The following is a 23,665-nucleotide window of genomic DNA, read 5'->3' on the forward strand; positions in this document are numbered from 1 at the left end:
GCTCAGGAGACCTGTGTGGGCCTGGCGGACGCGGGAGTGCGGTAGCAGCCGGAGGCGATGCTCACGCGGATGCGCGGCGTGGAGGTGTGGGTGGCTGCGGCGGTGTCGGGGAGGAGTTGTGCGGTGAGCGAGAAGTGGTCGGTCTCGCGTTCCGCGGTGAGGGCGCGCGGGACGGGCCGGCGCCCCCTGGCCGTCCCGGTGCCCGTGGTCTTCCAGTGCAGTGCGGGCAGCGCCGCGCGCAGCCGCCGCAGGCCCGCTTCGAGGCGGTCGGTCTCGACGCCGTAGAGGGTCCAGCGGTGCACCACGCGGAACAGGTGGTGGTCCTCGGGGCAGGACGCGAGCCCCGGAAGGGTCTCGGCCGCCCTGCTGCCGGGGACGTCCAGGGCGTCCAGGATCTCGGTGGAGACGGACCCCGTGCCGGTCTTCGCGGTGGGCGGGTCGAGCACGGGCGGCGGGTAGCCGAGCCCGGAGGCGGGGCGTACGTACCAGGTGAGGGCGGCGGTGGCGGCCAGTGCGGCGACGGCGGCCACCGCGTACATGCGCGGCCTGCGCGCTTCCAGGACCCGCGCGGCGAACACCCGCAACACGAAGTGGACCTCCCTTGTCTGCCGTCTGCCCGATTGTCGGCCCCGTGGCCCCGGCGGCTCCCTAGACCTGTGGACCCGTGGGCCCGTTGATCCGCAGGCCCCCTGAGGAGCCCGCCCAGGCCGGTCGTGATCAAGCATGAGCGGCCTGACCTGCCTGGGCGGGCGGATCTGTCGGCCGGTCGCGTGGCCCGGCCGTGGGACCGCGGCGGCCGTTGCGGCCGTCTGCCCGCGCGGCGGCGCCCGCACCGGCGCGCGTGACGGCCCCACGCTAGAACGCCGTTGCGGTCTCCCGCTTGTGTATGCCCGTCAGGGAATCTGAGTACGGCGACTCATGGACACGGCCGGGGCGGACCTGACCGGCCCCGCGCTCAACTGCCGTACGCGCGAAGGAAGGTGTCCGCCGCCGCGGTGGCGACGGCGCGCTGCTCGGCCACGGGGACGCGGCGGGTGCCGAACCGGGAGCGGGTCTCGGCGGGTCCTGTGAGCAGGGCGACGAACTGTTCCGCCGCCTGGTCGGGAGGGCACTCGCGCAGGCGGCCCGCGAGGGAGAGCCGGGCGAACCGGTCGGCGAGCGCGTCGCGGACGGCGAGCCCGGTGCGTTCTATGACCGTCTCGAAGAGGTCGGGCATGCTCGCCGCCTGGGCGCTGCTAAGCCGCCGCAGCGCCGTGGCGCGCTCGCCGCAGCAGACCCGCAGCAGTCGAAGACCCACGTCCGTGAGGACGGCGCCGAGGTCGCCGCCGGGGTCGCGCAGCCGCTCGACGGCCGCCAAGTTGTCCGCGGCCACGGTGTCGGCCGCCGCGATGACCGTGTGGCGGAAAAGCGTCTCCTTGTCGTTCAGGTGGTTGTAGACGGTCGGCTTGGCGACGCCCGCCTCGTCGGCGATCTCCCGTACGCACGCCTGCTCGTAGCCGCGGCGCGCGAAGACGGTGAACGCCGCCCGGAGGATCGCCTGCCGCTTGTCGATGCGCCCGCGCGGCCCCGCGCCGCCCGCCGGTTCCGCGGCCCTTGACGTTCCTGAACTCATGAGTTCATTCTACGGGTGCGACCATCTAGGCCGTTTAACTGAACCAGTGAGTTCAATCGGAGATGCGATCATGCTTGTTCACATGCTGCGTTTCGCCTTCAGGGACGGTACGACCGAGGAGGAGAAGGAGCGGGTGCTGACGGTCATGCGGCGTACCGCGGCGCTCGACTCGGTGTCCTTCGGGGTCGTCGGGCAGAGCCTCGAACCCCACGGTGGCTTCACCCACGCGTACTGCGTGGGCATCGAGGGCCTTGCCGCGCTCGACCGGTACATGAACGACCCGGTCCATCTGGCGGGCGACCCCGAGATCCTGCCGCACCTCGCCAGGCTGGCGATCGGACCCGACCTCTGCGACGACGGCGATCCGGGCTTCGGCGACAAGGTCATGGCGCTGCACGAGCGGAAGGCGGCCAGGTACCCGGAGTGGGCGGCCCAGCTCGGACCGCTGCTCGTCACCGACGCGTGACGGCCCGCCCGCGACGCGCCAAGGCCCCGGACATGCGAAGACGGCCCCGGACATGCGACGGCCCCGGCCATGGGCGCGCGGGGCGCCGGGCCGGGGCCGTGCGGTATGGGCGGTATCAGGCCAGCAGGGCGGGGATGGTGGCCTCGTGGGCGGTGCGCAACTCTTCCAGGGGGAGTTCGAACTGCCCCTGGACGGCGATCGCGTCGCCGTCGACGACGCCGATCCTGGTCGCGGGCAGCCCGCGCGCCCCGCACATGTCGGTGAACCTGGTCTCCTCCGAGCGCGGTACGGCCACCACCGCGCGGCCCGCGGACTCCGAGAACAGCAGCGTGAACGCGTCGAGGCCGTCCGGCACCACCAGGCGCGCGCCCCGGCCGCCGCGCAGACAGGACTCGGCCACGGCCTGGATCAGGCCGCCGTCGGACAGGTCGTGCGCGGCGTCCACCATGCCGTCCCTGGACGCGGCGATCAGGATCTCGCCGAGCAGCCGCTCGCGCTCCAGGTCGACCCGGGGCGGCAGCCCGCCGAGGTGGTCGTGCACCACCTGCGCCCAGGCGCTGCCGTCGAACTCCTCGCGGGTGTCGCCCAGCAGGTACAGCAGTTGGCCGTCAGCGGTGAACGCGCCGGGGGTGCGGCGCGCCACGTCGTCGATCACGCCGAGCACCGCGACCACCGGCGTCGGATGGATGGCGGCCTCGCCCGTCTGGTTGTAGAGGGAGACGTTGCCGCCGGTCACCGGGGTGCCGAGGTCCCGGCAGCCGTCCGCGAGGCCCCGGACGGCCTCGGTGAACTGCCACATCACCGCGGGGTCCTCGGGGGAGCCGAAGTTGAGGCAGTCGGAGACGGCGAGCGGGCGGGCGCCGGTCGTGGCGACGTTGCGGTACGCCTCGGCGAGTGCGAGCCTCGCGCCGGTGTACGGGTCGAGCTTGGTGTAGCGGCCGTTGCCGTCGGTGGCGATGGCGACGCCGAGGCCGCTCTCCTCGTCCACCCGGATCATCCCGGAGTCCTCGGGGCCCGCGAGCACCGTGTTGCCCTGCACGAAGTGGTCGTACTGGGAGGTGATCCACGCCTTCGACGCCTGGTTCGGCGAGCCGACCAGGGCGAGCACCTGGCCGCGCAGCTCCTTCGGGTCGCGGGGGCGCGGCAGCGCCGCGGCGCCGTCGGCCTGGAGGGCGTCCTGCCAGGAGGGGCGCGCGTACGGGCGCTCGTACACCGGGCCCTCGTGGGCGACGGTCCTGGGGTCGACGTCGACGATCTTTCCGCCGCGCCAGAAGATCTCAAGCCGGTCGCCGTCGGTCACCTCGCCGATGACGGTCGCGATGACGTCCCACTTGTCGCAGATCGCAAGGAACCTGTCGACTTTCCCGGGTGCCACGACCGCGCACATGCGCTCCTGGGACTCGCTCATGAGGATCTCCTCGGGCGAGAGCGTGGAGTCGCGCAGCGGCACGTCGTCGAGGGTGACGGTCATGCCGCCCGAGCCGTTCGACGCGAGTTCGCTGGTGGCGCAGGAGAGTCCGGCGGCGCCGAGGTCCTGGATGCCGACCACCAGCTTCTCGGCGAACGCCTCAAGGGTGCACTCGATGAGCAGCTTCTCCTGGAACGGGTCACCGACCTGGACCGCGGGGCGCTTCGAGGGCTTCCCCGTGCCGGAGGCGCCGTCGGACGCCGTGTCGAAGGTCTCGGAGGCCAGGATCGAGGCGCCGCCGATGCCGTCGCCGCCGGTGCGCGCGCCGTAGAGGATGACCTTGTTGCCGGTTCCCGACGCCTTGGCGAGGTGGATGTCCTCGTGCCGCATGACGCCGACGGCGCCCGCGTTGACCAGCGGGTTGCCCTGGTAGCAGGCGTCGAAGACGACCTCGCCGCCGATGTTGGGCAGGCCGAGGCAGTTGCCGTAGCCGCCGATGCCCGCGACGACGCCGGGCAGTACCCGCCGGGTGTCGGGGTGGTCGGCGGCGCCGAAGCGCAGCGGGTCGACGACCGCGACCGGGCGCGCGCCCATCGCGATGATGTCGCGGACGATGCCGCCGACCCCGGTCGCGGCGCCCTGGTACGGCTCCACATACGAGGGGTGGTTGTGCGACTCGACCTTGAAGGTGACCGCGTAGCCCTGGCCGATGTCGACGACGCCCGCGTTCTCGCCGATGCCGACGAGGAGGGCGTCGGACTCGGGGGCCTTCTCGCCGAACTGGCGCAGATGGACCTTCGACGACTTGTAGGAGCAGTGCTCCGACCACATCACGGAGTACATGGCAAGTTCGGCGCCGGTCGGGCGGCGACCGAGGATTTCCCTGATCCGCTCGTACTCGTCCTTCTTCAGGCCGAGTTCCGCCCAGGGCTGCTCGATGTCGGGGGTGGTCGCCGCGTGCTCGACCGTGTCCAGGGGGGTGCGGCTCATGATGCGCTGACCAGGTTCTTGAGGACGGACGTGAAGAAGGGCAGGCCGTCGCGGCCGCCGGTGCCGACCAGCGGGTCCACGGCGTGCTCCGGGTGCGGCATGAGGCCGACCACGTTGCCCGCCTCGTTGGAGATCCCGGCGATGGCGCGCAGCGAGCCGTTGGGGGCGGCGGCGGGCGGCGGGTAGGCGCGGTCCGCGGTGGAGGCGGCGGGTGCGGGTGCGGCCGGTGCGGCGTCCGTGTAGCGGAAGACCACGCGGCCCTCGGCCTCCAGCATGTCGAGCGTGCGCGCGTCGGCGACGTACCTGCCGTCCATGTTCTTCAGCGGGATACGGATCTCCTGGCCCTGCGCGTAGTCGGCGGTCCACGCGGTGCGGGTGCTCTCGACGCGGAGGGTCTGCTCGCGGCAGAGGAAGTGCAGATGGTCGTTGCCGAGCATGCCGCCGGGCAGCAGATGGGCCTCGGTGAGGATCTGGAAGCCGTTGCAGATGCCCAGCACCGGCATGCCGGCCCTGGCCTGCTCGGTCAGCGGCTCCATGACGGGGGAGAACCGCGAGATCGCGCCGGCGCGCAGGTAGTCCCCGTAGGAGAAGCCGCCGGGGAGCACGACCGCGTCCACGCCGCGCAGGTCGCGGTCCTTGTGCCAGAGGGCGACGGGTTCGCCGCCCGCGAGCCGGACGGCGCGCCGGGTGTCGCTGTCGTCGAGGCTTCCGGGGAAGGTGACGACGCCGATGCGTGCGGTCACTGCCCGGCCGCCTTCGCGGCCGCGGCGCCCGAGTCGACGAGGACGTCGGTGCCGTCCTCGGTCTCCACCTTCACGGTGAAGTCCTCGATCACGGTGTTGGCGAGAAAGGAACGCGCCAGTTCGTGCACGCGGGCGAGGGCGGTGTCGTCGACCGGCCCCTCGACCGTCAGCTCGAAGCGCTTTCCCTGGCGTACGTCGGAGATGCCCTCGAAGCCGAGACGCGGCAGCGCACGCTGCACCGCCTGCCCCTGCGGGTCGAGGATCTCCGGCTTGAGCATGACGTCGACTACGACGCGTGCCACTGACACTCCCGGTGTGTGGTGCTGAGCAGGTCCGCTCAGCGTACCGGTAGAAAAAATCTACTCGGGTAGATATAGGGTGAGGAGCGGCTCGGGAGTGGAATGATCAAGGGCGGCGCACGGGGGCGGCCGAACGGTAACGAGCAGTTACGAAGCGTGCCGCCACCGTAAATATCAAGGAAAACCCCAGATCGACATTGAGCCCGGACACGCTGAGAGTTTTAAGCGGACTTCCCAATGCAATGCCGAGCACTGTACAAAGGAATTGGTCTTACCCGATCCTTTGCCCCAGCCAGCCGGACAGACGCCATCCTCGCATGTCAGCGCAGTGGTGTCGCACGAAGGGACCGATATTCGTGGCGCAGCGTGTTGTGGTCACTCTCCATGACGACATCGACGGAGGCGAAGCGGCGGAAACGATCGCCTTCGGCCTCGATGGCAAGTCGTACGAGATCGACCTCAATCCAGCCAATGCCAAGAAACTCCGGAAGGCTCTCGCGCCGTACATGCACGCCGGACGCAAGCGGGCGCGCACCGGCGGCAAACAGGCAAAAACCCTGAAGTACACGTCGGTGACCCCCGACCCGGCCGCGGTGCGCGCCTGGGCCCGCTCGCACCGTATGGACGTGCCGCCGCGCGGGCGCATCCCGAAGCGCGTTTACGAGGCATTCGAGGCCGCCAACTAGCTCTTCCCCGGGGAGGTTTGGTGAGATCCCGCGGCGGCTCTCCGTGGCGCCGCCCGGGTCCGCGGTAAGTCTTCCCGGTCGTGAATGGCACGGCGCCGGCAGCAGCGCGAGTTCCGCGCGGCCGGCGCCTTCGCGTTTCCCGGTGTCCGCGCGGGCGGGTGCCGCCGCGGGGCCGCCGGGCGCCGTTCCGGTGCCGGGTTCGCCTGGTGAACTACGGGGGTGGGAAGAAGTCGGCGCCGGGTGCGGGACTTCTTCACAAGTACTTCCGTTCGCGGCCACATGCGCGCGATTCATCGCCACATCTGACTGCGTTACGGCCGCGGGAGATGGCCGAATCCCAATCAACCGGCGGGGGTTTCCCGGATCGCGGAAGAGCGCAAGGCGCTCCTGGGCGCGGAACGCCCTCTTCCTCTTCCGGATGCCGCGCTTGTCGCGGGGGCGCGGCATCCGGGGCCGTGGTTCTGCGGCTCTGGTTCCGGGGCTCTGGATTCTCGGGCGGGGAGCGGGGCGGTTCTGGCGCGGGCGGGGCGGTTTGCGGACGTGTCGGTTTGCTTTACCGGTGGTCGGCGGCCGGGTGCGCGGCCGGTCGCCGGGTCGCGTGCGCGCCGGTCGCTTTTCCGGCTCGGGTGTTCTCCCGCCGTCCAGGCCGTACGTCTCCCGCAGCGGGACGTTTCCTCGCTCAGTGCTCGCGGGGCGTGCGGGGCCCGTCCTGGAGGTGGAGGGCGGTGACACCGGCGAGGATGAGGTCGATTCCGGCGAGGAACTGCTCGCGGTCGTCGTGCGCCCGTAGCTGGTCCCCGACGGCCCGGGTGAACGGGTACTCCTCCGCGTCGAGCCCTTCCCACGCCCGCGCCACGGAGCCGAGGATCTCGCCGCGGTCGGGGGCGGGCCCGAGGGCGCGGGCGGTCGCGGTGTTCGCGGCGTTCTGCCCGGCGGCGCCGAGGATGTACTCCACCAGCGCGGAGGCCGTCGCGAACCAGTGCTCCTCGGGCACGCCGAGCGCCTTGACCTGCTGCCCGACGCTCTCGAAGATCCGCGGCGCGGTCGACTGGTAGGGGAGCGCGGAGAGCTGCGCCGCGACCCACGGGTGCGCCTCGACCGCGTCGAAGAGGCCGAGCGCCACGGCGCGCACCCGGTCGCGGGGCGCGGCGCCGGCGGGCGGGGTGGCCAGCGCGGTGACGATGACGGCGTCGGTCGCGGCGCGCAGCAGCTCGCCCTTGTTCGCCACGTGCCAGTAGATCGCCCCCGCGCCCGTGGCCAGGCGCTCGGTCAGCGCCCGGAACGTCAGCCCGCTCTCCCCTGCCGTGTCGAGCAGCTCGACGGCGGCCTCGGTGATGCGCTCCCGGGAAAGGGCCTCGGTCCGCCGCCGCGGCCTGTGCGTCCGTGCTGCCATGCCGCCATTTTGACATGCCTGGAACGTTGTTCCAACATGGGTTCTGGAACGACATTCCAGTGCGGGCCCGTCCCGGTCACGGGCGGCCCCCGACCCCGGGAGGCACACATGCGTACCCCTGTCACGATCATCGGCGCAGGACTCGGCGGCCTCACGCTCGCCCGCGTCCTGCACGTCCACGGCATCCCGTCCGTGGTCCACGAGGCGGAGGCGTCGCCCGCGGCGCGCGCCCAGGGCGGGATGCTCGACATCCACGAGCACAACGGGCAGCCCGCGCTGCGGGCCGCGGGCCTCTTCGAGGAGTTCCGCGGCCTCGTCCTGGAGGGCCGCGAGACGACCAGGGCCCTCGCCCCCGACGGCACCGTCCTGTTCGCGGACGCCGACGAGAGCACCCGGGGCCGCCCCGAGGTGCAGCGCGGCGAGCTGCGGCGGCTCCTCTTCGACTCGCTGCCCGAGGGCACCGTCCGCTGGGGGCACAAGGCCGAAGGCGTCCGCGCGCTCGGCGGCGGCCGTCACGAGGTGCGGTTCACGGACGGCACCACCGCCGTCGCCGACCTGCTCGTCGGCGCCGACGGCGCGTGGTCGCGGGTGCGCCCGCTGCTGTCCGACGCGGTGCCCACGTACACCGGCACGTCGTTCGTCGAGACCTACCTCTACGAGGGGCCCGTACGGCACCCGGCCGCCGCGAAGGCCGTCGGCGGCGGGGCGATGATGGCGCTCGCGCCTGGCCGGGGGATATCGGCGCACCGGGAGAGCGACGACACGCTGCACACGTATGTGGCGCTGTCCAGGCCGCGCGCGTGGTTCGACGCCGTCGACTTCACCGACGCCGAGGCGACGGCCGCCAGGATCGCGGCGGAGTTCGAGGGCTGGGCGCCCGAGCTGACCGCGCTGATCACCGACGGCGAGACCGCGCCCGTGCTGCGCCCCCTCCACACGCTGCCGGTCGGGCACCGCTGGGAGCGGGTGCCCGGCGTGACCCTGCTCGGCGACGCCGCCCACCTCATGATCCCGTCCGGGGAGGGCGCCAACCTCGCCATGCTCGACGGCGCGGAACTCGGCGCGGCCCTCGCCGCCCACCCCGACGACACCGAGGCCGCGCTCGCCGCGTACGAGCGTGAGATGTTCCCCCGCGGCGCCGCGGAGGCCGCCGAGGCCGTACGCCTCCACGACCTGATGTTCGGCGAACGGGCGCCGCACGGCCTGATCGCCATGTTCAGGGGGGACGAGGACCCGACCCGGTGAGGCGCCCCCGGAGCCGGAGCCGGGCACTGCCCGTGGCCCCGGTGCCTCACCGCCCCGTCGCGGGAGGGTGGACGCCCTCCGCCGCGAGTATCGCCCGTACCTCGGCGAGCAGCCCCGGTGTCCCCGTGCCGAAGGCGGCCATGGAGTGCCAGAGGCTCTCCAGCGCGGCGCGCAGCGGGTCGGGGGCCGCGGCCGACCAGAGCACGGGCAGCGCCATGTGCCGCTGGGACACCCGCCGGGTGCCGTCCTCCCAGGCGATCAGCCGGTCGCCCATGCGGGGTTCCAGCCGCGCCAGCTCCAGCCAGACGCGCTGCGGATCGCCCCAGGGCTCCGGCGGCGGGCGCCCCGCCTCCAGGGCGCCAATCGCCGGGGCGGTCCACTCCAGCTCCCCGAGCCCCGCGGCGTCGTACACCCGGCGCGCCAGGAACAGGGCCAGGTCGCGCAGGAGCACGTCGTCGGCGGCGCCGACCAGGTGGACGAGCGGCGCGTCACGCTTCAGCAGGCCCGCGATGTGGCCCCCGACGTCGCGCAGCCTCCCGCTCGGCACCCTGCCGCCCCAGCGAAGGCGCTCGAACTCGGCCTCCCTGCGCACCTCCTCGCGCTCCCGCGCCTCCCGCTCGGCGCGCTCCGCCGCCGCGCGCTCCTCGGGTGTGGGGGGCGGCGGCCTGTCGCGCGCCACGCCGTTCCAGTACGCGGCAGTGGGTGAGGTCTCCCGTATCAGCCGGTCGGGCGCGGGCGCCGCGGGCCAGAGCTGGAGGAGATACCGCTCGGCGCACGGCTCGCCCCGGCTCCTGGTGTCGGCCTCGTGGCCCTCGTCCATGGCGAGGGCGGCGTAGCGCACCCGGTGCGGCATCCCGGCGAAGCCGGGCCCCGCGTCCACCTGGTCGTCGCACTCGTGGAGCTGGAGCAGGTCGGAGACCGGGACCAGCGACGCCTCGACGACCTCCTCCCACTCGGGTCCTACGGGCGGCCGCTGCCCGTGCAGCTCGACGGTGAGCGGTATGTGGCCGGTGTGCAGCCCCGTGACCAGACAGAGAACGCCGTCCACCGCGGCCCCGCACAGGCCCTGCTCCTGGCCCGCGAACGCGGCGTCGGAGGGCAGGTCGTACGAGTCGGGGTCGGTCATCACGTAGAACTGCGCGTACTCGACCCACATCTCGCCGCTGAACAGCGTCTTCACGGCACACTTCTCCCCCGGGACACCGGGCACGCCCTGTCGCAGGCCCGACCACCGACCATCATGGGGTGTGCCACTGACAACGCCCCGGCCGCGCGGTCGGCGCCTCGATTACCCTTCCCGGCATGCCGCCATCGAGGAAGCGTCCGCGCAGCTATGACGACGCCAAGGTCAGGGCCGCGGTCCTGGCGCAGTTCCGGCGGGTCGCGGAGGCGGTACGCGGGCTGTCGGGGGAGCGGCTGGCGGCGCCCGCGGGGCTCGGGGCGTGGACGGTGCGCGATCTCGCGGCGCATCTGACGATGTCCGTGGGCGCGGTGGCCTCCGCCCTGGAGCGGCCCGAGCCGAACAGGGCGGACCTCACCCTGCTCGACTGGGCGTCCACCACCGCGGAGCAGGCGGAGCCGATCGCGGCGGCCGCACGGCAACTTGCCGGGGGCGACCTGGTGGAGCTGTACGACGGTGTGGCGGAGCGGGTGGCGAAGGGCCTCGCGCAGGCGCCGCCCGACCGGCTGCTCGACACCCGTACCGGCGCCATGACCCTCACCGACTATCTGGTCACCCGCACCGTGGAGCTGACCGTCCACACCGACGACCTGAACCGCGCCACCGGGCTCGACGTGCCGCTGGAGCGGCAGGCGCTCGCCACCGCGGTGCGGCTGCTCGCCGACACGCTCGCGGCGAAGGCGCCGGGCGGGGCGACGGAGGTGCGGATTCCGCCGTTCGCGGTGGTGCAGTGCGTCGAGGGGCCCCGGCACACCCGCGGCACCCCGCCCAACGTCGTCGAGACCGACCCCCTGACCTGGCTGCGGCTCGCCACGGGACGTACGACATGGGAGGCCGCGCGCGAGGCGGCGAAGGTCGCCGCGAGCGGCGAACGTGCCGACCTGTCGGGGCTGCTGCCGCTGCTGGGCTGAGACGGGCCGGACGGACCGCCGACCGCGCCCCGGGCCGTAAGCCCCGCCAGCCGCGCGTCGGGCCGGAGCCTCGCCAGCCGCCCCCGGTCGTGCCCCGGCCGCCCTACGGCCTCACTGCTCGCGGCTCGGCGCGGGGACCGTGGTCGGCAAGTTGGCGGTGTCCAGGCAGTCCAGGCGCCGGGCGACGCGGCGGGCGGCGGAGTTGAGGACGGCCATGCGGTCGCCGCTCAGGTGCTCGCCGCGCAGTTGGCGGGCGCTCGCCCGCAGATGGGCCGCGATATACGGGGATGTCTTCTCTCCGTCCTTGACGGGACATTTGAAGTAGATCCTGGCCATGTTCAGACCGGTGGTGGCCGCGCGGTCGCCGATCGGGTAGCTGACGGTGTCCTGGACGCCGTCCCCTATGGCGAAGGCGCCGTTCACAAGGCTGAAGTCGATCTGGACCAGGGGGGCGAACTCCTCGCTCGACTCCGGGTAGACGAGGCACGTGCTGTGCCCCGTGCCGAACCTGCCGAGATCGTCGGGCCTGACGGCCTTGTCCACCGAGAAGTCCTTGTCGGTGTCCCCGAAGCGGTCGTCGTCGGCGAGCCGCCGCAGCGCACCGCCCGCCTCCTCGTCGAAGAGCCCGTCGCACACCTGGCCCGCGCTCAGCCCCGGGTCATCCTTTGGCGCCCCGTCCCCGCCTGAGCAGCCGACGACGGCGGCCAGCGCGAGGACGGCGGGCACGGGCCAGCGCAGAACGGCCCGGCGGAGCCGGTCGGACGTCATGACCGAGCCTCCCGCGCCTTCTCGGGCTTCGGCACGGTGGCCGGCAGCCCGGCCTCGTCCGCGCAGCCGGCGGCGTCGGCAAGATGCCGTGACATCGACAGCAGTATCTGCATGGCGCCCTGGGTGCCGGGCGCGTCAAGACCGTACTGCACGCCGTACATCCGGGCGACGACGAAGCCGGTGCGGTCGCCGCCCGCACCGGTCCCGCAGCGGAAGTGCAGGGCGGCCTCGTCCCGGCCGAGGAAACCGGCCGCGCCCACGGGATAGGAGAGGTACTTCGTGCCGGAGACGTCGTACGCGTCCTTGGTGGCCTTCTTGTCGGGAACCCGGCGCTCCGCCGCGAAGTTGACGATCACCACGGGCACCAGGCGGCCCTTGTCGTTCAACCGGTAGATGTCGCAGTGCGGGCGCGCGTCGCCGTTCTGGTGGAGGGCGGCGGGCCTGGCCGCGCGGTCCAGCGAGAAGAGCGTGTAGCCGAGCGCCGTCCCCGGCTTCTTCCCGTCCGCGTCCCCGCGCCCTGCGCCGCCCTTGCCGTCCGCGCCGTGCTGGTGGCGAACCCCGGCCCGCTCGGCGTTCTCCTTCGCCTCCTTCGCCAGCCGGGTGCTGACGGTCTCCGAGAACTCCTCCCCCTTCGCCAGCGCCCGTAGATCCGCGGCCGCCGACGCGTCGAGGCTCCCGTCGCATATCTGGCCCGCGGACACCGAGGCGAAGGGCGGATCATCCGCGGAACACCCGGCGGCCCCCATGAGCGCCGCCCCCGTGAGCACCGCCGCGCCCACCATCCCCGGCCGTCCGGCCCCGCCCCGTCTCCCGAACACCGCTGGCACCCGCCGGCCTCCAGTCACCGGCCCGCGGACACCCGCGGGCTCGTACACCCCGCATTGTCGGTCACGGACGACGGCGCGCCGCGCCCGGCCCCCGACGTGTCGACTCCCCAACTCCTCCGCGGTGGGCGGCCCGCCTCACGGCGGTGCCGCCGCCGCGCGGTAGCCGCCCGGGGTCTGGCCCGTCGTGCGGGTGAACGTGTCGATGAACGCGCTCGTGGTCGCCCAGCCGCACCGGCGGGCCGTCTCGGTGACGGTGGCCCCCTCGGCGAGGTGGATCATCGCGCGGAACACCCGGGTGCCCGCCCGCCACTGCGGATACGTCATGCCGAACTCGGAGCGGAACAGCCGCGCGAGCGTCCGCTCCCCGGCGCCGGCCCGCCGCGCCAGCCAGGCCACCGTCCGCGGCTGCGCAAGGTCCTCGGTCACCAGCTCGCACGCCCGCGCCAGCCGGGGGTCGCGGGCCACCGGCAGCACCATCGGCTGCGCACGCGCCCGGCGCAGCCGGTCGCGCAGCACCGCGCGGATACGGGCCGCCTCCGCGGGCGGGAGCGCCGGATCGCTGCACGCGACCGTCAGCTCGCGCACCAGCGCGTCGACCGCGACCACCGTGGGCGCGTCGGCGGGCAGTGGCGCGTCGTCCACCGCGAACGCCAGGGTGTGCACAGAGGTGTGGCCGTACACCCGGTGCTCGTGCCAGATCCCCGCGGGCAGCCACATCGCGCGGGCGCTCGACGCCACCCACGACGCCTCGCCGGTCCGCACCGCAAGCACCCCGGTGCTCACCTGGACGAGCTGATGGTGGTCGTGCACATGCCGTCCGATCACCTCGCCCGCGAGGTGATCGTGCGTGGTGGGCGCCGCTACCGACCTGGCGTGGCCGTTCTCCGACATCGAGCGGCAGAATACCGGAAGCGGGACCCGGGGCGCCCGCGCCAGAGTGGCCGTCGTGGAAGAGAAGCGGACTGCGGCTGCCGGGGCCCGCGCCCTCGGCCGGAAGGCGGGCGCGCGGCTGCGCGGGATGGCGCTCGACACCCGCCCGCTGCGCACCCCGGCCTATCGGCGGCTGCTGGCGGGGCAGGCGGCCGCCTATGTCGGCATCATGCTGACCGGGGTCGCCGTCCCGGTGCAGGTGTACTCGCTCACCCGCTCGTCGTTCTACGTCGGGGTCACGGCGATGGCGGAGTTCGTGCCGATCGTCGTCTTCGGCCTGTACGGCGGCGCGATCGCGGACCGCGTGGACCGCCGTGCGCTCTTCCTGCGCACCTCGCTGCTGGCCTGGGCGATGACGCTCGGGCTGCTCGTCCAGGCGGTGGCGGGGCTGCGCTCCCCCGCCGTGATCATCGCGCTCGTCGCGGTGCAGGCGGCGGCCTTCGCCGTGTCCTCCTCGACCCAGGGCGCGATCATCCCCCGTATCGTCCCCGCCGAGCAGGTCGCCGCCGCCAACACCCTCAACTTCACCACCGGCAACCTCGGCCAGGTCCTCGGCCCGCTCGCCGCGGGCGGTCTCGTCGCGCTGCCGTCCGGCTTCGCCTGGGCGTACGGCGCCGACGCCGCGCTGTTCACGCTGCTGCTCCACTCCGCGCTGCGGCTGCCGCCGATCAGGCCGCGCGGCGCCGAGCACTCGCGCGGGCTGCGCTCCGTGTACGAGGGGCTGCGGTTCATCGGGACGAACCCCGTACTGGTCATGTCGTTCACCGCGGACATCGCGGCGATGGTGCTGGCGATGCCGCGCGCGCTGTTCCCCGAGGCGGCGGCGGTGCGCTTCCACGGCGGCGTGGGACCGCTCTACTCGGCCATCGCGGCGGGCTCGCTCGTGGCCGGGCTGTGCAGCGGCTGGATCGGCAGGGTGCGCCGCCAGGGGGTCGCGCTGACCCTGGCCGTCATCGGCTGGGCGGGCGCCGTCGCGCTGGCGGGACTCGCCCACAGGCTGTGGACGGCGGCGGCGCTGCTCATGCTCGCGGGCGCCGCCGACCTGGTCAGCGCCGTCTACCGGCAGACGATTCTCCAGACCTTCGTACCGGACCGGATGCGCGGCCGTATGCAGGGCGTCTACACCGTGGTCGTCTCCGGCGGCCCCCGGCTCGGCGACCTCCGCGCGGGCTCGTTGGCGGCGCTCACCACGCTGGGCGTCGCCTGGTCGGGCAGCGCCCTGCTCTGTCTGCTGCTGGTCGCGGTGTGCGCCCTGTCCGTACGCCCGTTCTGGCGCTACGAGGCGCCACACCCGGCGGCTCCGAAGCCGCGCGCCCCCGGGGACGGGCCGCAGCCGGTACGGGCCGAGGAGCCGGGACCCGGCCCCGCCGCCCCCTCATGACCGTGAAGGCCCGCCCGCGGTGCCCGCGGCCCCGTGCGCCCCGCCCGCATCCGCGTCGCCCGCATCTGCCGCGCCCGCATCCGCGTCGCCCGAGCCGCCGCCGGGCTCCTCCGGTGCCTGCGGCCGCCGCAGCGCCCCGAGGACCAGCGGCATGTGCTTGCGGTGGGTGGCGATGAGGACCGCCGTGCCCGCGTCCTCGCACTCCAGGACCAGGCCACGGCCGCGGAAGTCGGGGCGCCCCTGGGGGTCGGTCCAGTACAGGGGGCGTACCCGCAGCGCCCGCAGGGTGCCGGGCGCCTCGTTGCGGAAGGCCGCCGCCGTGGGATCGGGGGTGGTCGCCAGATAGCCGGGCGCCACCACCAGCGTGCCGCCACCGCCCGCGTACGGGACGTCCCCCAGCACCGCGCCCGCGAAGTGCCGCTCCCCGGTGAGCGCCGCGGGCGCCAGGGCGATCGTGTCGTCGCCGCGCTGCCGCCACCGCAGGAACAGCGCCACCACCGCGCAGACCAGCGCGACCGCCGCCGCCGCGGCGCCGAACACCGCGAACGCCCTGCCTACCGAGGGCGTGGAGAGCGCCGCGAGCGGCCCGAGCAGCATGAGGGAGAGGCCCCCGAAGAGCGGGACGACGAGCTGCCAGGCGCCGGCGCGGCGGCTGCGGGGGCGCCGCCCCACCCAGTACCAGCCCCACCAGAGCACCGGCGCGAACGGCAGCAGGCCGAGGGCGGCGGCCAGCAGCGGCCTGTGGTCCTCGCGCGGGTCCGCCTTCGTGTAGCGGGGCCCCTGGCCCAGGTCGACGGTGCGTATCTGCCCGCGCCAGTACGTGACCTCGATCCGGGCGCCGGGACGGGCGCCGGGCACCTGCGAGGGCGTGCCGCGCAGGCTGGTGCGGGTGGCGTGCCCGTCGCTCTCGACGACGTACACCCAGAACACCGGCGAGCGCTTCGCCGTCTCCCGCCGTACGTGGTCGATGCGCGCCCCCGTCGTCCACAGGCAGTCGCCGTCGCGTCCGCCCCTCCCCGCGGCGCAGGGCGAGGCGGTGCGGAACGCGTGCTCGTCGGCGAGCGCGCCAGGCACCCCGATGGCGAGCAGCCCGGCGGCCGCCAGCAGACAGGCGACGGCGAGGACCAGGGCGGCGCGCTTGGCTCCCCGACTGGCCGGGGGCCCGGTGAACGGCGCGGAAAGTTCGGTCGAGGACATGTGGACATTCTGTGACGCCCGCACGGGTCCGCACCACGGGGGGTCGCGCAGTACCCGCGCCCCGCCGATGAGTTCTCGCGCGCGGGCGAGTCGACCAGGGTACGAGCGATTCACCAGACGGAGGCCCGCCATGAGCAAGCTGATCGTCACCGCGTTCCTCACCCTGGACGGGGTCATGCAGGCCCCCGGGGGCCCCGACGAGGACGTCGAGGGCGGCTTCCGGCACGGCGGCTGGCACATGCCGTACGTCGACGAGGACTTCATGGCCCTCATGACCGGTGTCTTCGACAGGACCGCCGACCACCTGCTGCTCGGCCGCAGGACGTACGACATCTTCGCCGGCTACTGGCCGCGCGTCACCGACGGGGACGACGCGATCGCCGTGCGCCTCAACACCATGCCCAAGTACGTCGCCTCCCGCACCCTGACCAGCCTGAAGTGGCACAACTCCCATCTGCTGCGCGGCGACGCCGCCGAGTCCGTGGCCGCTCTGAAGGAGCGCCTCGACGGCGTGCTCATGACGCAGGGCAGCTCCGACCTCATCGCCACCCTCCAGCGGCACGACCTCGTCGACGAGTACCGGCTGATGACGGTCCCCGTCGTCCTCGGCACCGGAAAGCGCCTGTTCTCGCCGGGCGCCACCGCCACCGCCTGGCGCCTCGCGGAGACCCACACCACCCCCGCGGGCATCCAGTACTGCCGCTACGAGCGCGCGGGAGAGCCCGGGTACGGCACCGCCGACGCCCCGCGGCGGCTCTGAGAGCACCCCAGCGGCGCCCGCGCCGCCACCCCCGCGGCACCCATGCCGCACCCGCGCGGCGCCCTCCGCCGCACCCCCGCTGTGCGATAACTCACCGTGTCCACCCCAGGCCCCCCGCCCCCGGACCTGCCGACCACCCCCCGGTCTCGCCTACACTCGGTGTCGTGCCACGTGGTGACGGACGACTCAGCCACGACCTGCTCCACGGCGAGAAGGGCCCCCAGGACGCGTGCGGCGTGTTCGGGGTCTGGGCGCCGGGAGAAGAGGTCGCCAAGCTCACTTACTTCGGGCTCTACGCCCTCCAGCATCGGGGCCAGGAGTCCGCGGGGATCGCGGTCAGCAACGGCTCGCAGATCCTCGTCTTCAAGGACATGGGCCTGGTCTCCCAGGTCTTCGACGAGACCTCCCTCAGCTCCCTGACCGGCCATATCGCGGTGGGCCACGCCCGCTACTCCACCACCGGCGCCTCGGTGTGGGAGAACGCCCAGCCGACGTTCAGGGCGACCGCCCACGGCTCGGTGGCGCTCGGCCACAACGGCAACCTGGTCAACACCGCCCAGCTCGCCGAGATGGTCGCCGACCTGCCCAAGGAGAACGGCCGGGCCACCCAGGTCGCCGCCACCAACGACACCGACCTGGTCACCGCGCTGATGGCGGGCCAGGTCGACGACGACGGCAAGCCGCTCACGGTCGAGGACGGCGCCGTCAAGGTGCTCCCGCACGTCAGGGGCGCCTTCTCGCTGGTCTTCATGGACGAGCACACCCTCTACGCGGCCCGCGACCCGCAGGGCATCCGCCCCCTGGTGCTCGGCAGGCTCGAACGCGGCTGGGTGGTCGCCTCCGAGACCGCCGCCCTCGACATCTGCGGCGCCGCGTTCGTCCGCGAGATCGAGCCCGGCGAGTTCGTCGCCGTCGACGAGAACGGCCTCCGTACCACACGATTCGCAGATGCGAAGCCCAAGGGCTGTGTCTTCGAGTACGTGTACCTGGCCCGCCCCGACACCGACATCGCCGGGCGGAACGTGTACCTGTCCCGGGTGGAGATGGGCCGCAGGCTCGCCAGGGAGGCCCCCGCGGAGGCCGACCTCGTGATAGCCACCCCGGAGTCCGGCACCCCGGCCGCCATCGGCTACGCGGAGGCGTCCGGCATCCCCTTCGGCAGCGGCCTGGTGAAGAACGCGTACGTCGGCAGGACCTTCATCCAGCCCTCCCAGACCATCCGCCAGCTCGGCATCAGGTTGAAGCTCAACCCGCTGCGCGAGGTGATCGCGGGCAAGCGGCTCGTCGTCGTCGACGACTCGATCGTCCGCGGCAACACCCAGCGGGCGCTGGTCAAGATGCTCAGGGAGGCGGGCGCCGCCGAGGTGCACGTGCGGATCTCCTCGCCGCCGGTGAAGTGGCCGTGCTTCTTCGGGATCGACTTCGCCACCCGCGCCGAGCTGATCGCCAACGGCATGACCGTCGAGGAGATCGGCCGCTCCATGGGCGTCGACAGCCTCTCCTACATCTCCATCGACGGCATGATCGAGGCCACCGCCATCCCCAAGGACGACCTCTGCCGCGCCTGCTTCGACGGCGTGTACCCGATGGAGCTGCCCGACCCCGAGCTGCTGGGCAAGCAGCTCCTGGAGACCGAGCTGGCCGCGGGCCCCGCGGCCACCGCCGCCGTGGACGCCGTCCGCCGCCCTTAGCGGCCGCGCCCGCCCGCGCCCCGTCGCCCCTCGCAGGCGCCGGGCGCCGGGCGGCCGTACCCGAACCTCCCCACCGAACCGAAGGCCCCCGTCATGTCTGAGACCCCAGGCGCCAGCTACGCAGCCGCAGGCGTCGACATCGAGGCGGGCGACCGCGCCGTCGAGCTGATGAAGGAGTGGGTGCGCAAGACCCGCAGGCCCGAGGTGCTCGGCGGGATCGGCGGCTTCGCCGGCCTCTTCGACGCCTCCCGCCTCGCCCGCTACGAGCGCCCGCTGCTCGCCACCGCGACGGACGGCGTCGGCACTAAGGTCGACATCGCCCGGCGCCTCGGCGTCTACGACACCGTGGGGCACGACCTGGTCGCCATGGTCATGGACGACATCGTGGTGTGCGGCGCAGAACCGCTGTTCATGACCGACTACATCTGCGCGGGGAAGGTCCACCCGGAGCGGGTCGCGGGCATCGTCAAGGGGATCGCCGAGGGCTGTGTGCTCGCCGGGTGCTCCCTCGTCGGCGGCGAGACCGCCGAGCACCCGGGCCTCCTCGGCCCCGACGACTTCGACCTCGCGGGCGCGGGCACCGGCGTCGTCGAGGCGGACGCGCTGCTCGGCCCCGAGCGGGTGCGCGCCGGTGACGTGCTCGTCGCGATGGGCTCGTCGGGGCTGCACGCGAACGGCTACTCGCTGGTACGGCACGTACTGCTGGAGCGCGCGGGACGCGCCCTGGACGAGCGGGTCGCCGAGTTCGGCAGGACCCTCGGCGAGGAACTGCTCGAACCCACCAAGATCTACTCGCTCGACTGCCTGGCGCTCGTCCGCACCGCCCGGGTGCACGCCTTCAGCCACATCACCGGCGGCGGGCTCGCCGCCAACCTCGCCCGGGTCGTCCCCGACACCCTGCACGCCACGGTGGACCGCGGCAGTTGGACACCGGGCCCGGTGTTCGACCTCGTGGCGGCCGAGGGCGGGGTGGCGCGCGCGGAGGCGGAGAAGACGCTGAACCAGGGCGTCGGCATGATCGCCGTGGTGCCGCCGGAATCCGCCGACGTCTGTCTCGCGACCCTCGCCGACCGCGGCGTCGACGCCTGGGTCGCGGGCGAGGTCACCGAACGCGGCGAGCACCCCACGGGCGCCGCGCTGACCGGGAACCACCCCCGCTGACCACGGTGGACACCATGAGCGGACGGGGCCTGGGAAGACGGCCGGTGGCGGCCGGCCCGGGGGAGGGCGCGCGAGACAGCACAAAACCCGGTACGGCCGTGTGGCCGGAACCGGGAGAAGTACAGTCGCTCGGCGTCACCCCCGCCGGGGACGGTCAGCGCTGTCGAAACGGTGTTCTGTGTCGCGCGGTCAAGCGCCGCGCCGCTGCGACGAGGGACCGGACTCGCCGTCCTCGTCATCCTCGTCGTCGTTATAGAGATCCGCGTACTGTGCGTACGGGTTATCGTCCTCGTCGTCCTCGAACGGCTCGCCGTTCGGCGGCTGACTCGAAGTCGATGCGCCCAGCTCGCTGGCCAGACGTGAGAGGTCAGTCCCACCGCTGTTGTACTTCAGCTGGCGGGCGACCTTCGTCTGCTTGGCCTTGGCCCGGCCGCGCCCCATGGCTCGACCCCCTCGATGACGGGGCTCGGTGGCCCCAGAGTCTTGACACGCGTTCATGATCTGGAACGGACTCTCCTCGGAGAGACCGGTCCGTAGGGCTTCAACCGTACCTGCTTCCGCGCCCATACGGTACGCCGCCCACAGTACGTGCCCCGGCACAACACCCGCGAGACGTTCCGTCCCCGCTGGTCAACGTCGATTTTAGCGTCTTCTGTGCGGCGACCCGCCGGGGGGTGGAGCGAACTCGCACCCGGCTCCCCGGCGGCGGGCGGGACGGCGATCGCCACCCCGCCCATTTGTCACCTTTGCCGCTGCTTGTCTGCCGCTGCTTCCGCGGTGCGGGCGGTGCCGACGGCGGTTCAGCCCGCCGCGGCCCGCACCGTCCCGCGCCCCTCCGCCATCCGCTGCTCCGCGATCCTGTCGGCGGCCGCGGCCGGGGGAATCCCGTCTTCCTTCGCACGTGCGAATATTGAAAGCGTGGTGTCGAAGATCCCGGCGGCCTTGGCGCGGCAGCGCTCGAAGTCGAAGCCGTGCAGTTCGTCGGCGACCTGGATGACGCCGCCCGCGTTCACCACGTAGTCCGGTGCGTAGAGGACGCCGCGGTCGGCGAGGTCCTTCTCCACACCGGGGTGGGCGAGCTGGTTGTTGGCGGCGCCGCAGACCACGGTGGCGGTCAGCGCGGACACCGCCGCGTCGTCGAGCGCGCCGCCGAGCGCGCAGGGGGCGTACACGTCGAGGTTCGGGGTGCGGATCAGCTCGTCGGTGTCGGCGGCGACGACGACCTCGGGGTGTTCGTCGAGCACCCGGCGCACGGACTCGTCCCGTACGTCGGTGATCACGACCCGGGCGCCCTCCTCCCGCAGATGGCCGACGAGGTGGCGGCCGACCTTGCCGACGCCCGCGACGCCGACGGTGCGCCCGCCGAGCCCGGGGTCGCCCCACAGATGGGCGGCGGACGCCCGCATCCCCTGGTAGACGCCGAAGGCGGTGAGCACGGAGGAGTCACCGGCGCCGCCGCGCTCGGGGGAGCGCCCCGTGGTCCACTGGCACTCGCGCGCCACCACGTCCATGTCCGCGACATAGGTGCCGACGTCGCACGCCGTGACATAGCGGCCGCCGAGCGTCGCGAGCGCCCTGCCGTAGGCGAGCAGCAGCTCCTCGGTCTTGATCCGCTCGGGATCGCCCATGATCACGGCCTTGCCGCCGCCGTGGTCGAGACCCGCCATGGCGTTCTTGTACGACATGCCGCGCGAGAGGTTGAGCGCGTCGCGCACGGCGTCTTCTTCGGAGCCGTACGGATGGAACCTGGTGCCGCCGAGGGCGGGGCCAAGCGCGGTGGAGTGGATGGCGATGACGGCCTTGAGGCCGCTGGCGCGGTCCTGGCAGAGCACGACCTGCTCGTGGCCTCCCTGGTCCGGGTGTTGGCCGGACCCGAAGAGGGTGTGCAGGACGCCGTCGGCTACGTCGGTCACGGTGGTGACTCCTCGGTATGGTGCGGCGGTTGGGAGATGCCCGTGGGGGTGGCGGGCACCCGGGGCCACACATTAGCCCCGCCCGGTCGGGTCCGGGTGCCGGGATCGTTCTGCGCAGTGCCGAGGATCACCCTCCGCCGCAGGCCAGGCATGGGACGATTTCCGGGTTGCCCCGCGGCGCCGGTACGACGGCGCGGCAGGCCGGCGCCGCCCATCCGGGAGGCACCGGCGGGCAGCGCCGGTCCGCACTTTTCCGGTCAGCCGTGATCGACCGTGATCGACAGGGGAGGCAGCACGCGTGCCGAAGGTGTCCTCGCTGATCGTCCCGTACGCGTCGTACCTGCGCGTGTACGAGCCGCTGGCCGCCTTTCCGGAACCGGAGCGCGGCCACTGGGCCCGCTACGCCGAGCGGGACGAGCGGCCCTCGTACCAGGACGAGCTGCGCCGCTCCCTGTCCGACCTGCTGCCGACGCCGCCCATCCCGGTGCCGGTGCACGAGAGCGACGACGCGTTCGTGGCCAGGGTCGACGGGGTGGTGTGCGTCTGCCCGTGGCGCACCAGGCTGCGCGGCTGGCAGGCGCTCGGCGATCTGGACGGGCAGTTGCTGCCCCCGGTGCTCGACGCGGTGCTGCCCCCGGTGGTGCGGCGGCAGGCCGCGGCGGACTACGAACACTGGCTGGCGCGCAACCCCGACGCCAGGCCCTGGATCAGGTCGGCGACCTGGCATGTGCCGCTGAACTGGTTCGTGCTGGTCTCGGACGACGAGCGGGATTTCGAGGAGAGCGCGAAGGACGCCCCGCCGATGCTGCGCTACCGCACCCCGATGGTGCAGGCGCGGCGGCGGGTGGCGCGCGGCCTCAAGGCGCTGAAGGAGGCGCTGGACGAGGGCCCGCTGATCGACGGACTGCTCGACGTGGGCCGCTGGCTTGAGGAGTTCCACCCGCGCTCGCTCGTGGAGCTGGACTACGGGGGGCTCGTGCACACCCTGGCCCAGGACCAGTTGTCCGACGACCACTCGGCGGCGGACGTGGCGGAGGGTATCGAGGCGCTGCGCAAGGGTGACGGGGAGGGCGCGGCGGAGGCGTACGCACGCCTCGTCGAGCGCTGGCGCGCCGTACGCGATCGGCAGCAGGCGAACTAGTAGGCGGCGGGCGTGGGCCCGTACGCGCGCGTGGACGGGTGGCGAACTCCGCGGATCGGGCAAAGGGCCTTAACGCCAACTTAAGCGGCGCATACCGTGAGGAAGCGCACGTACCGGGGTCTTGCGCCCAACGCATCCCCTCGTGTCAAAATAGGACAAGGGGCCCGGGGTGCTGCCCAGGGGTCTCCGACGTCCACCCATGGCTGGAATGTTCAGCATGGCATGTTCTGGGGGAATCTGTTGAGTCGTGATCGCGGGGTGACTGATCGTCACAGCCGCGTGACTGTCCGCTATGGCCCGGTCCATCGGCTTCCGTCGCGGATGAACACCTGGGAGGGCAATTCCATCGGTTTGGCCGACGCGGCTGGACAGATGGTGTAGTTGTAGTGCCGAGGACAAGCCGTTCGTCCTATAACCGACTCGACTCGCGTCCGCCATTTCGGGCAACGTGGGTCAAGGTGCAGAATTTAGAGGAATGAACCGAGATGGTTCGGTTCTCCCGAGGAGGCCGCTCATGACCGCTCGCACCCCTGAAGCCGAGCCGCTGTTGACCCCCGCCGAGGTTGCCAGCATGTTCCGCGTCGACCCGAAGACGGTGACGCGTTGGGCGAAGGCCGGCAAGCTCACGTCGATCCGCACGCTGGGCGGCCATCGCCGCTACCGCGAGGCGGAGGTACGTGCGCTGCTCGCGGGCATCCCGCAGCAGCGCAGCGAGGGCTGAACACCCGTATGACCCGGGCGAGAAGCGGGTTCCCCCACCCGTAGCGACCCCGGCACCGCAACAACTCCACACGGCGAGGGTGCTGCCCCAACAGCGCCCGCCTCCCCAACTGCCAAGCAGGGGCACGTCGTTGATCGCGCTGGACTCCGCCGGGTCCAGCGCGATCTTTTTTGTGCGTTTCACCGGGCCCCGGCGGGGCCGGTACGGGGCCCTTCGGCGGGGGTCGCGAGGCCCCGGGAGGT

Annotated in this window: 23 protein-coding genes; 10 read left to right on the forward strand and 13 right to left on the reverse strand. The window is 73.0% G+C overall.

The features are described 5' to 3' along the window. Positions 1-2: 2 nt before the first annotated feature. Positions 3-587: a hypothetical protein gene (locus tag ACIBIW_RS06025; RefSeq protein ID WP_399332411.1), complete on the reverse strand. Its 585-nt coding sequence runs from the start codon at positions 585-587 to the stop codon at positions 3-5. A gap of 368 nt (positions 588-955) precedes the next feature. Continuing rightward, positions 956-1,612 carry a TetR/AcrR family transcriptional regulator gene (locus ACIBIW_RS06030; RefSeq protein ID WP_399332413.1) on the reverse strand — a complete coding sequence of 219 codons (657 nt, stop codon included), beginning with the start codon at positions 1,610-1,612 and terminating at the stop codon, positions 956-958. A gap of 82 nt (positions 1,613-1,694) precedes the next feature. Here ACIBIW_RS06030 and ACIBIW_RS06035 point away from each other — a divergent pair, with 82 nt between their 5' ends. After that, complete coding sequence (locus tag ACIBIW_RS06035) at positions 1,695-2,078, forward strand: Dabb family protein (protein ID WP_399332415.1); 384 nt, start codon at positions 1,695-1,697, stop codon at positions 2,076-2,078. 115 nt (positions 2,079-2,193) lie between these two features. Here the strand turns inward: ACIBIW_RS06035 and purL are convergent, their stop codons facing one another. From purL to purS, 3 genes are read right to left on the reverse strand one after another with little or no spacing between them, the layout of a single operon-like run. Then, on the reverse strand, positions 2,194-4,476 hold the full coding sequence (purL, locus tag ACIBIW_RS06040) for a phosphoribosylformylglycinamidine synthase subunit PurL (protein ID WP_399332417.1): 2,283 nt from the start codon (positions 4,474-4,476) through the stop codon (positions 2,194-2,196). Next, positions 4,473-5,219: a phosphoribosylformylglycinamidine synthase subunit PurQ gene (gene purQ / locus ACIBIW_RS06045; protein ID WP_399332419.1), complete on the reverse strand. Its 747-nt coding sequence runs from the start codon at positions 5,217-5,219 to the stop codon at positions 4,473-4,475. Before purQ ends, purL begins: the two co-directional genes overlap by 4 nt. After that, the gene (gene purS, locus ACIBIW_RS06050) at positions 5,216-5,521 is read right to left on the reverse strand and encodes a phosphoribosylformylglycinamidine synthase subunit PurS (protein WP_399332421.1); all 306 of its coding nucleotides are present in this window, start codon (positions 5,519-5,521) and stop codon (positions 5,216-5,218) included. The genes purQ and purS overlap by 4 nt, the downstream gene beginning before the upstream one ends. A 353-nt stretch (positions 5,522-5,874) precedes the next feature. On the opposite strand from purS, the gene ACIBIW_RS06055 reads away from it, so the two are divergent. After that, entirely contained in the window at positions 5,875-6,204 is a 330-nt protein-coding gene (locus ACIBIW_RS06055; RefSeq protein WP_399332423.1) for an Lsr2 family protein, read from the forward strand. Positions 6,205-6,883: 679 nt separating this feature from the next. Here the strand turns inward: ACIBIW_RS06055 and ACIBIW_RS06060 are convergent. Continuing rightward, on the reverse strand, positions 6,884-7,597 hold the full coding sequence (locus ACIBIW_RS06060; RefSeq protein WP_399332425.1) for a TetR/AcrR family transcriptional regulator: 714 nt from the start codon (positions 7,595-7,597) through the stop codon (positions 6,884-6,886). 108 nt (positions 7,598-7,705) lie between these two features. Here ACIBIW_RS06060 and ACIBIW_RS06065 point away from each other — a divergent pair, with 108 nt between their 5' ends. Continuing rightward, entirely contained in the window at positions 7,706-8,842 is a 1,137-nt protein-coding gene (locus tag ACIBIW_RS06065) for an FAD-dependent oxidoreductase (protein ID WP_399332427.1), read from the forward strand. A gap of 46 nt (positions 8,843-8,888) precedes the next feature. On the opposite strand, the gene ACIBIW_RS06070 is transcribed toward ACIBIW_RS06065, so the two are convergent. Next, positions 8,889-10,022, reverse strand: a complete 1,134-nt coding sequence (locus tag ACIBIW_RS06070; protein WP_399332429.1) for a hypothetical protein — start codon at positions 10,020-10,022, stop codon at positions 8,889-8,891. A gap of 122 nt (positions 10,023-10,144) precedes the next feature. Here ACIBIW_RS06070 and ACIBIW_RS06075 point away from each other — a divergent pair, with 122 nt between their 5' ends. After that, a complete protein-coding gene (locus tag ACIBIW_RS06075) occupies positions 10,145-10,933 on the forward strand; it encodes a sterol carrier family protein (protein WP_399332431.1) in 789 nt (262 codons plus the stop codon). 111 nt (positions 10,934-11,044) lie between these two features. On the opposite strand, the gene ACIBIW_RS06080 is transcribed toward ACIBIW_RS06075, so the two are convergent. From ACIBIW_RS06080 to ACIBIW_RS06090, 3 genes are all read right to left on the reverse strand, one after another. After that, a complete protein-coding gene (locus ACIBIW_RS06080) occupies positions 11,045-11,701 on the reverse strand; it encodes a hypothetical protein (RefSeq protein ID WP_399332433.1) in 657 nt (218 codons plus the stop codon). Further along, positions 11,698-12,519, reverse strand: coding sequence for a hypothetical protein (locus ACIBIW_RS06085; RefSeq protein WP_399332435.1), 822 nt, complete (start codon positions 12,517-12,519; stop codon positions 11,698-11,700). The genes ACIBIW_RS06080 and ACIBIW_RS06085 overlap by 4 nt, the downstream gene beginning before the upstream one ends. A gap of 144 nt (positions 12,520-12,663) precedes the next feature. After that, positions 12,664-13,419, reverse strand: coding sequence for an AraC family transcriptional regulator (locus ACIBIW_RS06090; protein ID WP_399332437.1), 756 nt, complete (start codon positions 13,417-13,419; stop codon positions 12,664-12,666). Between the two features lie 55 nt (positions 13,420-13,474). Here ACIBIW_RS06090 and ACIBIW_RS06095 point away from each other — a divergent pair, with 55 nt between their 5' ends. Beyond that, positions 13,475-14,839 (forward strand): MFS transporter, encoded by a 1,365-nt coding sequence (locus tag ACIBIW_RS06095; RefSeq protein WP_399332439.1) that lies wholly within the window; start codon positions 13,475-13,477, stop codon positions 14,837-14,839. Here ACIBIW_RS06095 and ACIBIW_RS06100 read toward each other — a convergent pair. Further along, complete coding sequence (locus ACIBIW_RS06100) at positions 14,834-16,036, reverse strand: hypothetical protein (protein WP_399332440.1); 1,203 nt, start codon at positions 16,034-16,036, stop codon at positions 14,834-14,836. The genes ACIBIW_RS06095 and ACIBIW_RS06100 overlap by 6 nt on opposite strands. Before the next feature lie 130 nt (positions 16,037-16,166). Here ACIBIW_RS06100 and ACIBIW_RS06105 point away from each other — a divergent pair, with 130 nt between their 5' ends. The 3 genes from ACIBIW_RS06105 to purM all read left to right on the forward strand — a co-directional run bounded on the left by ACIBIW_RS06105 (position 16,167) and on the right by purM (position 19,648). Beyond that, positions 16,167-16,796 carry a dihydrofolate reductase family protein gene (locus tag ACIBIW_RS06105; RefSeq protein WP_399332442.1) on the forward strand — a complete coding sequence of 210 codons (630 nt, stop codon included), beginning with the start codon at positions 16,167-16,169 and terminating at the stop codon, positions 16,794-16,796. Between the two features lie 164 nt (positions 16,797-16,960). After that, complete coding sequence (gene purF, locus ACIBIW_RS06110) at positions 16,961-18,487, forward strand: amidophosphoribosyltransferase (protein WP_399332444.1); 1,527 nt, start codon at positions 16,961-16,963, stop codon at positions 18,485-18,487. A 93-nt stretch (positions 18,488-18,580) separates the two neighbouring features. Then, positions 18,581-19,648, forward strand: a complete 1,068-nt coding sequence (purM, locus tag ACIBIW_RS06115; RefSeq protein WP_399332446.1) for a phosphoribosylformylglycinamidine cyclo-ligase — start codon at positions 18,581-18,583, stop codon at positions 19,646-19,648. Between the two features lie 189 nt (positions 19,649-19,837). Here purM and ACIBIW_RS06120 read toward each other — a convergent pair whose 3' ends face one another. Then, positions 19,838-20,089, reverse strand: coding sequence for a DUF3073 domain-containing protein (locus ACIBIW_RS06120; RefSeq protein ID WP_399332448.1), 252 nt, complete (start codon positions 20,087-20,089; stop codon positions 19,838-19,840). Positions 20,090-20,448: 359 nt separating this feature from the next. Further along, positions 20,449-21,561, reverse strand: a complete 1,113-nt coding sequence (locus ACIBIW_RS06125) for a Leu/Phe/Val dehydrogenase (RefSeq protein WP_399332450.1) — start codon at positions 21,559-21,561, stop codon at positions 20,449-20,451. Between the two features lie 298 nt (positions 21,562-21,859). Between ACIBIW_RS06125 and ACIBIW_RS06130 the strand changes: the two genes are divergently transcribed. Together ACIBIW_RS06130 and bldC are read left to right on the forward strand one after the other, a co-directional pair. Continuing rightward, positions 21,860-22,702, forward strand: coding sequence for a hypothetical protein (locus tag ACIBIW_RS06130; RefSeq protein WP_399332452.1), 843 nt, complete (start codon positions 21,860-21,862; stop codon positions 22,700-22,702). A 514-nt stretch (positions 22,703-23,216) separates the two neighbouring features. Continuing rightward, positions 23,217-23,423, forward strand: coding sequence for a developmental transcriptional regulator BldC (bldC, locus tag ACIBIW_RS06135; RefSeq protein WP_399332453.1), 207 nt, complete (start codon positions 23,217-23,219; stop codon positions 23,421-23,423). Positions 23,424-23,665 lie beyond the last annotated feature (242 nt).

The sequence above is a fragment of the Streptomyces sp. NPDC050560 genome, from assembly GCF_044457285.1.
In the GTDB taxonomy this organism is placed as follows: domain Bacteria; phylum Actinomycetota; class Actinomycetes; order Streptomycetales; family Streptomycetaceae; genus Streptomyces.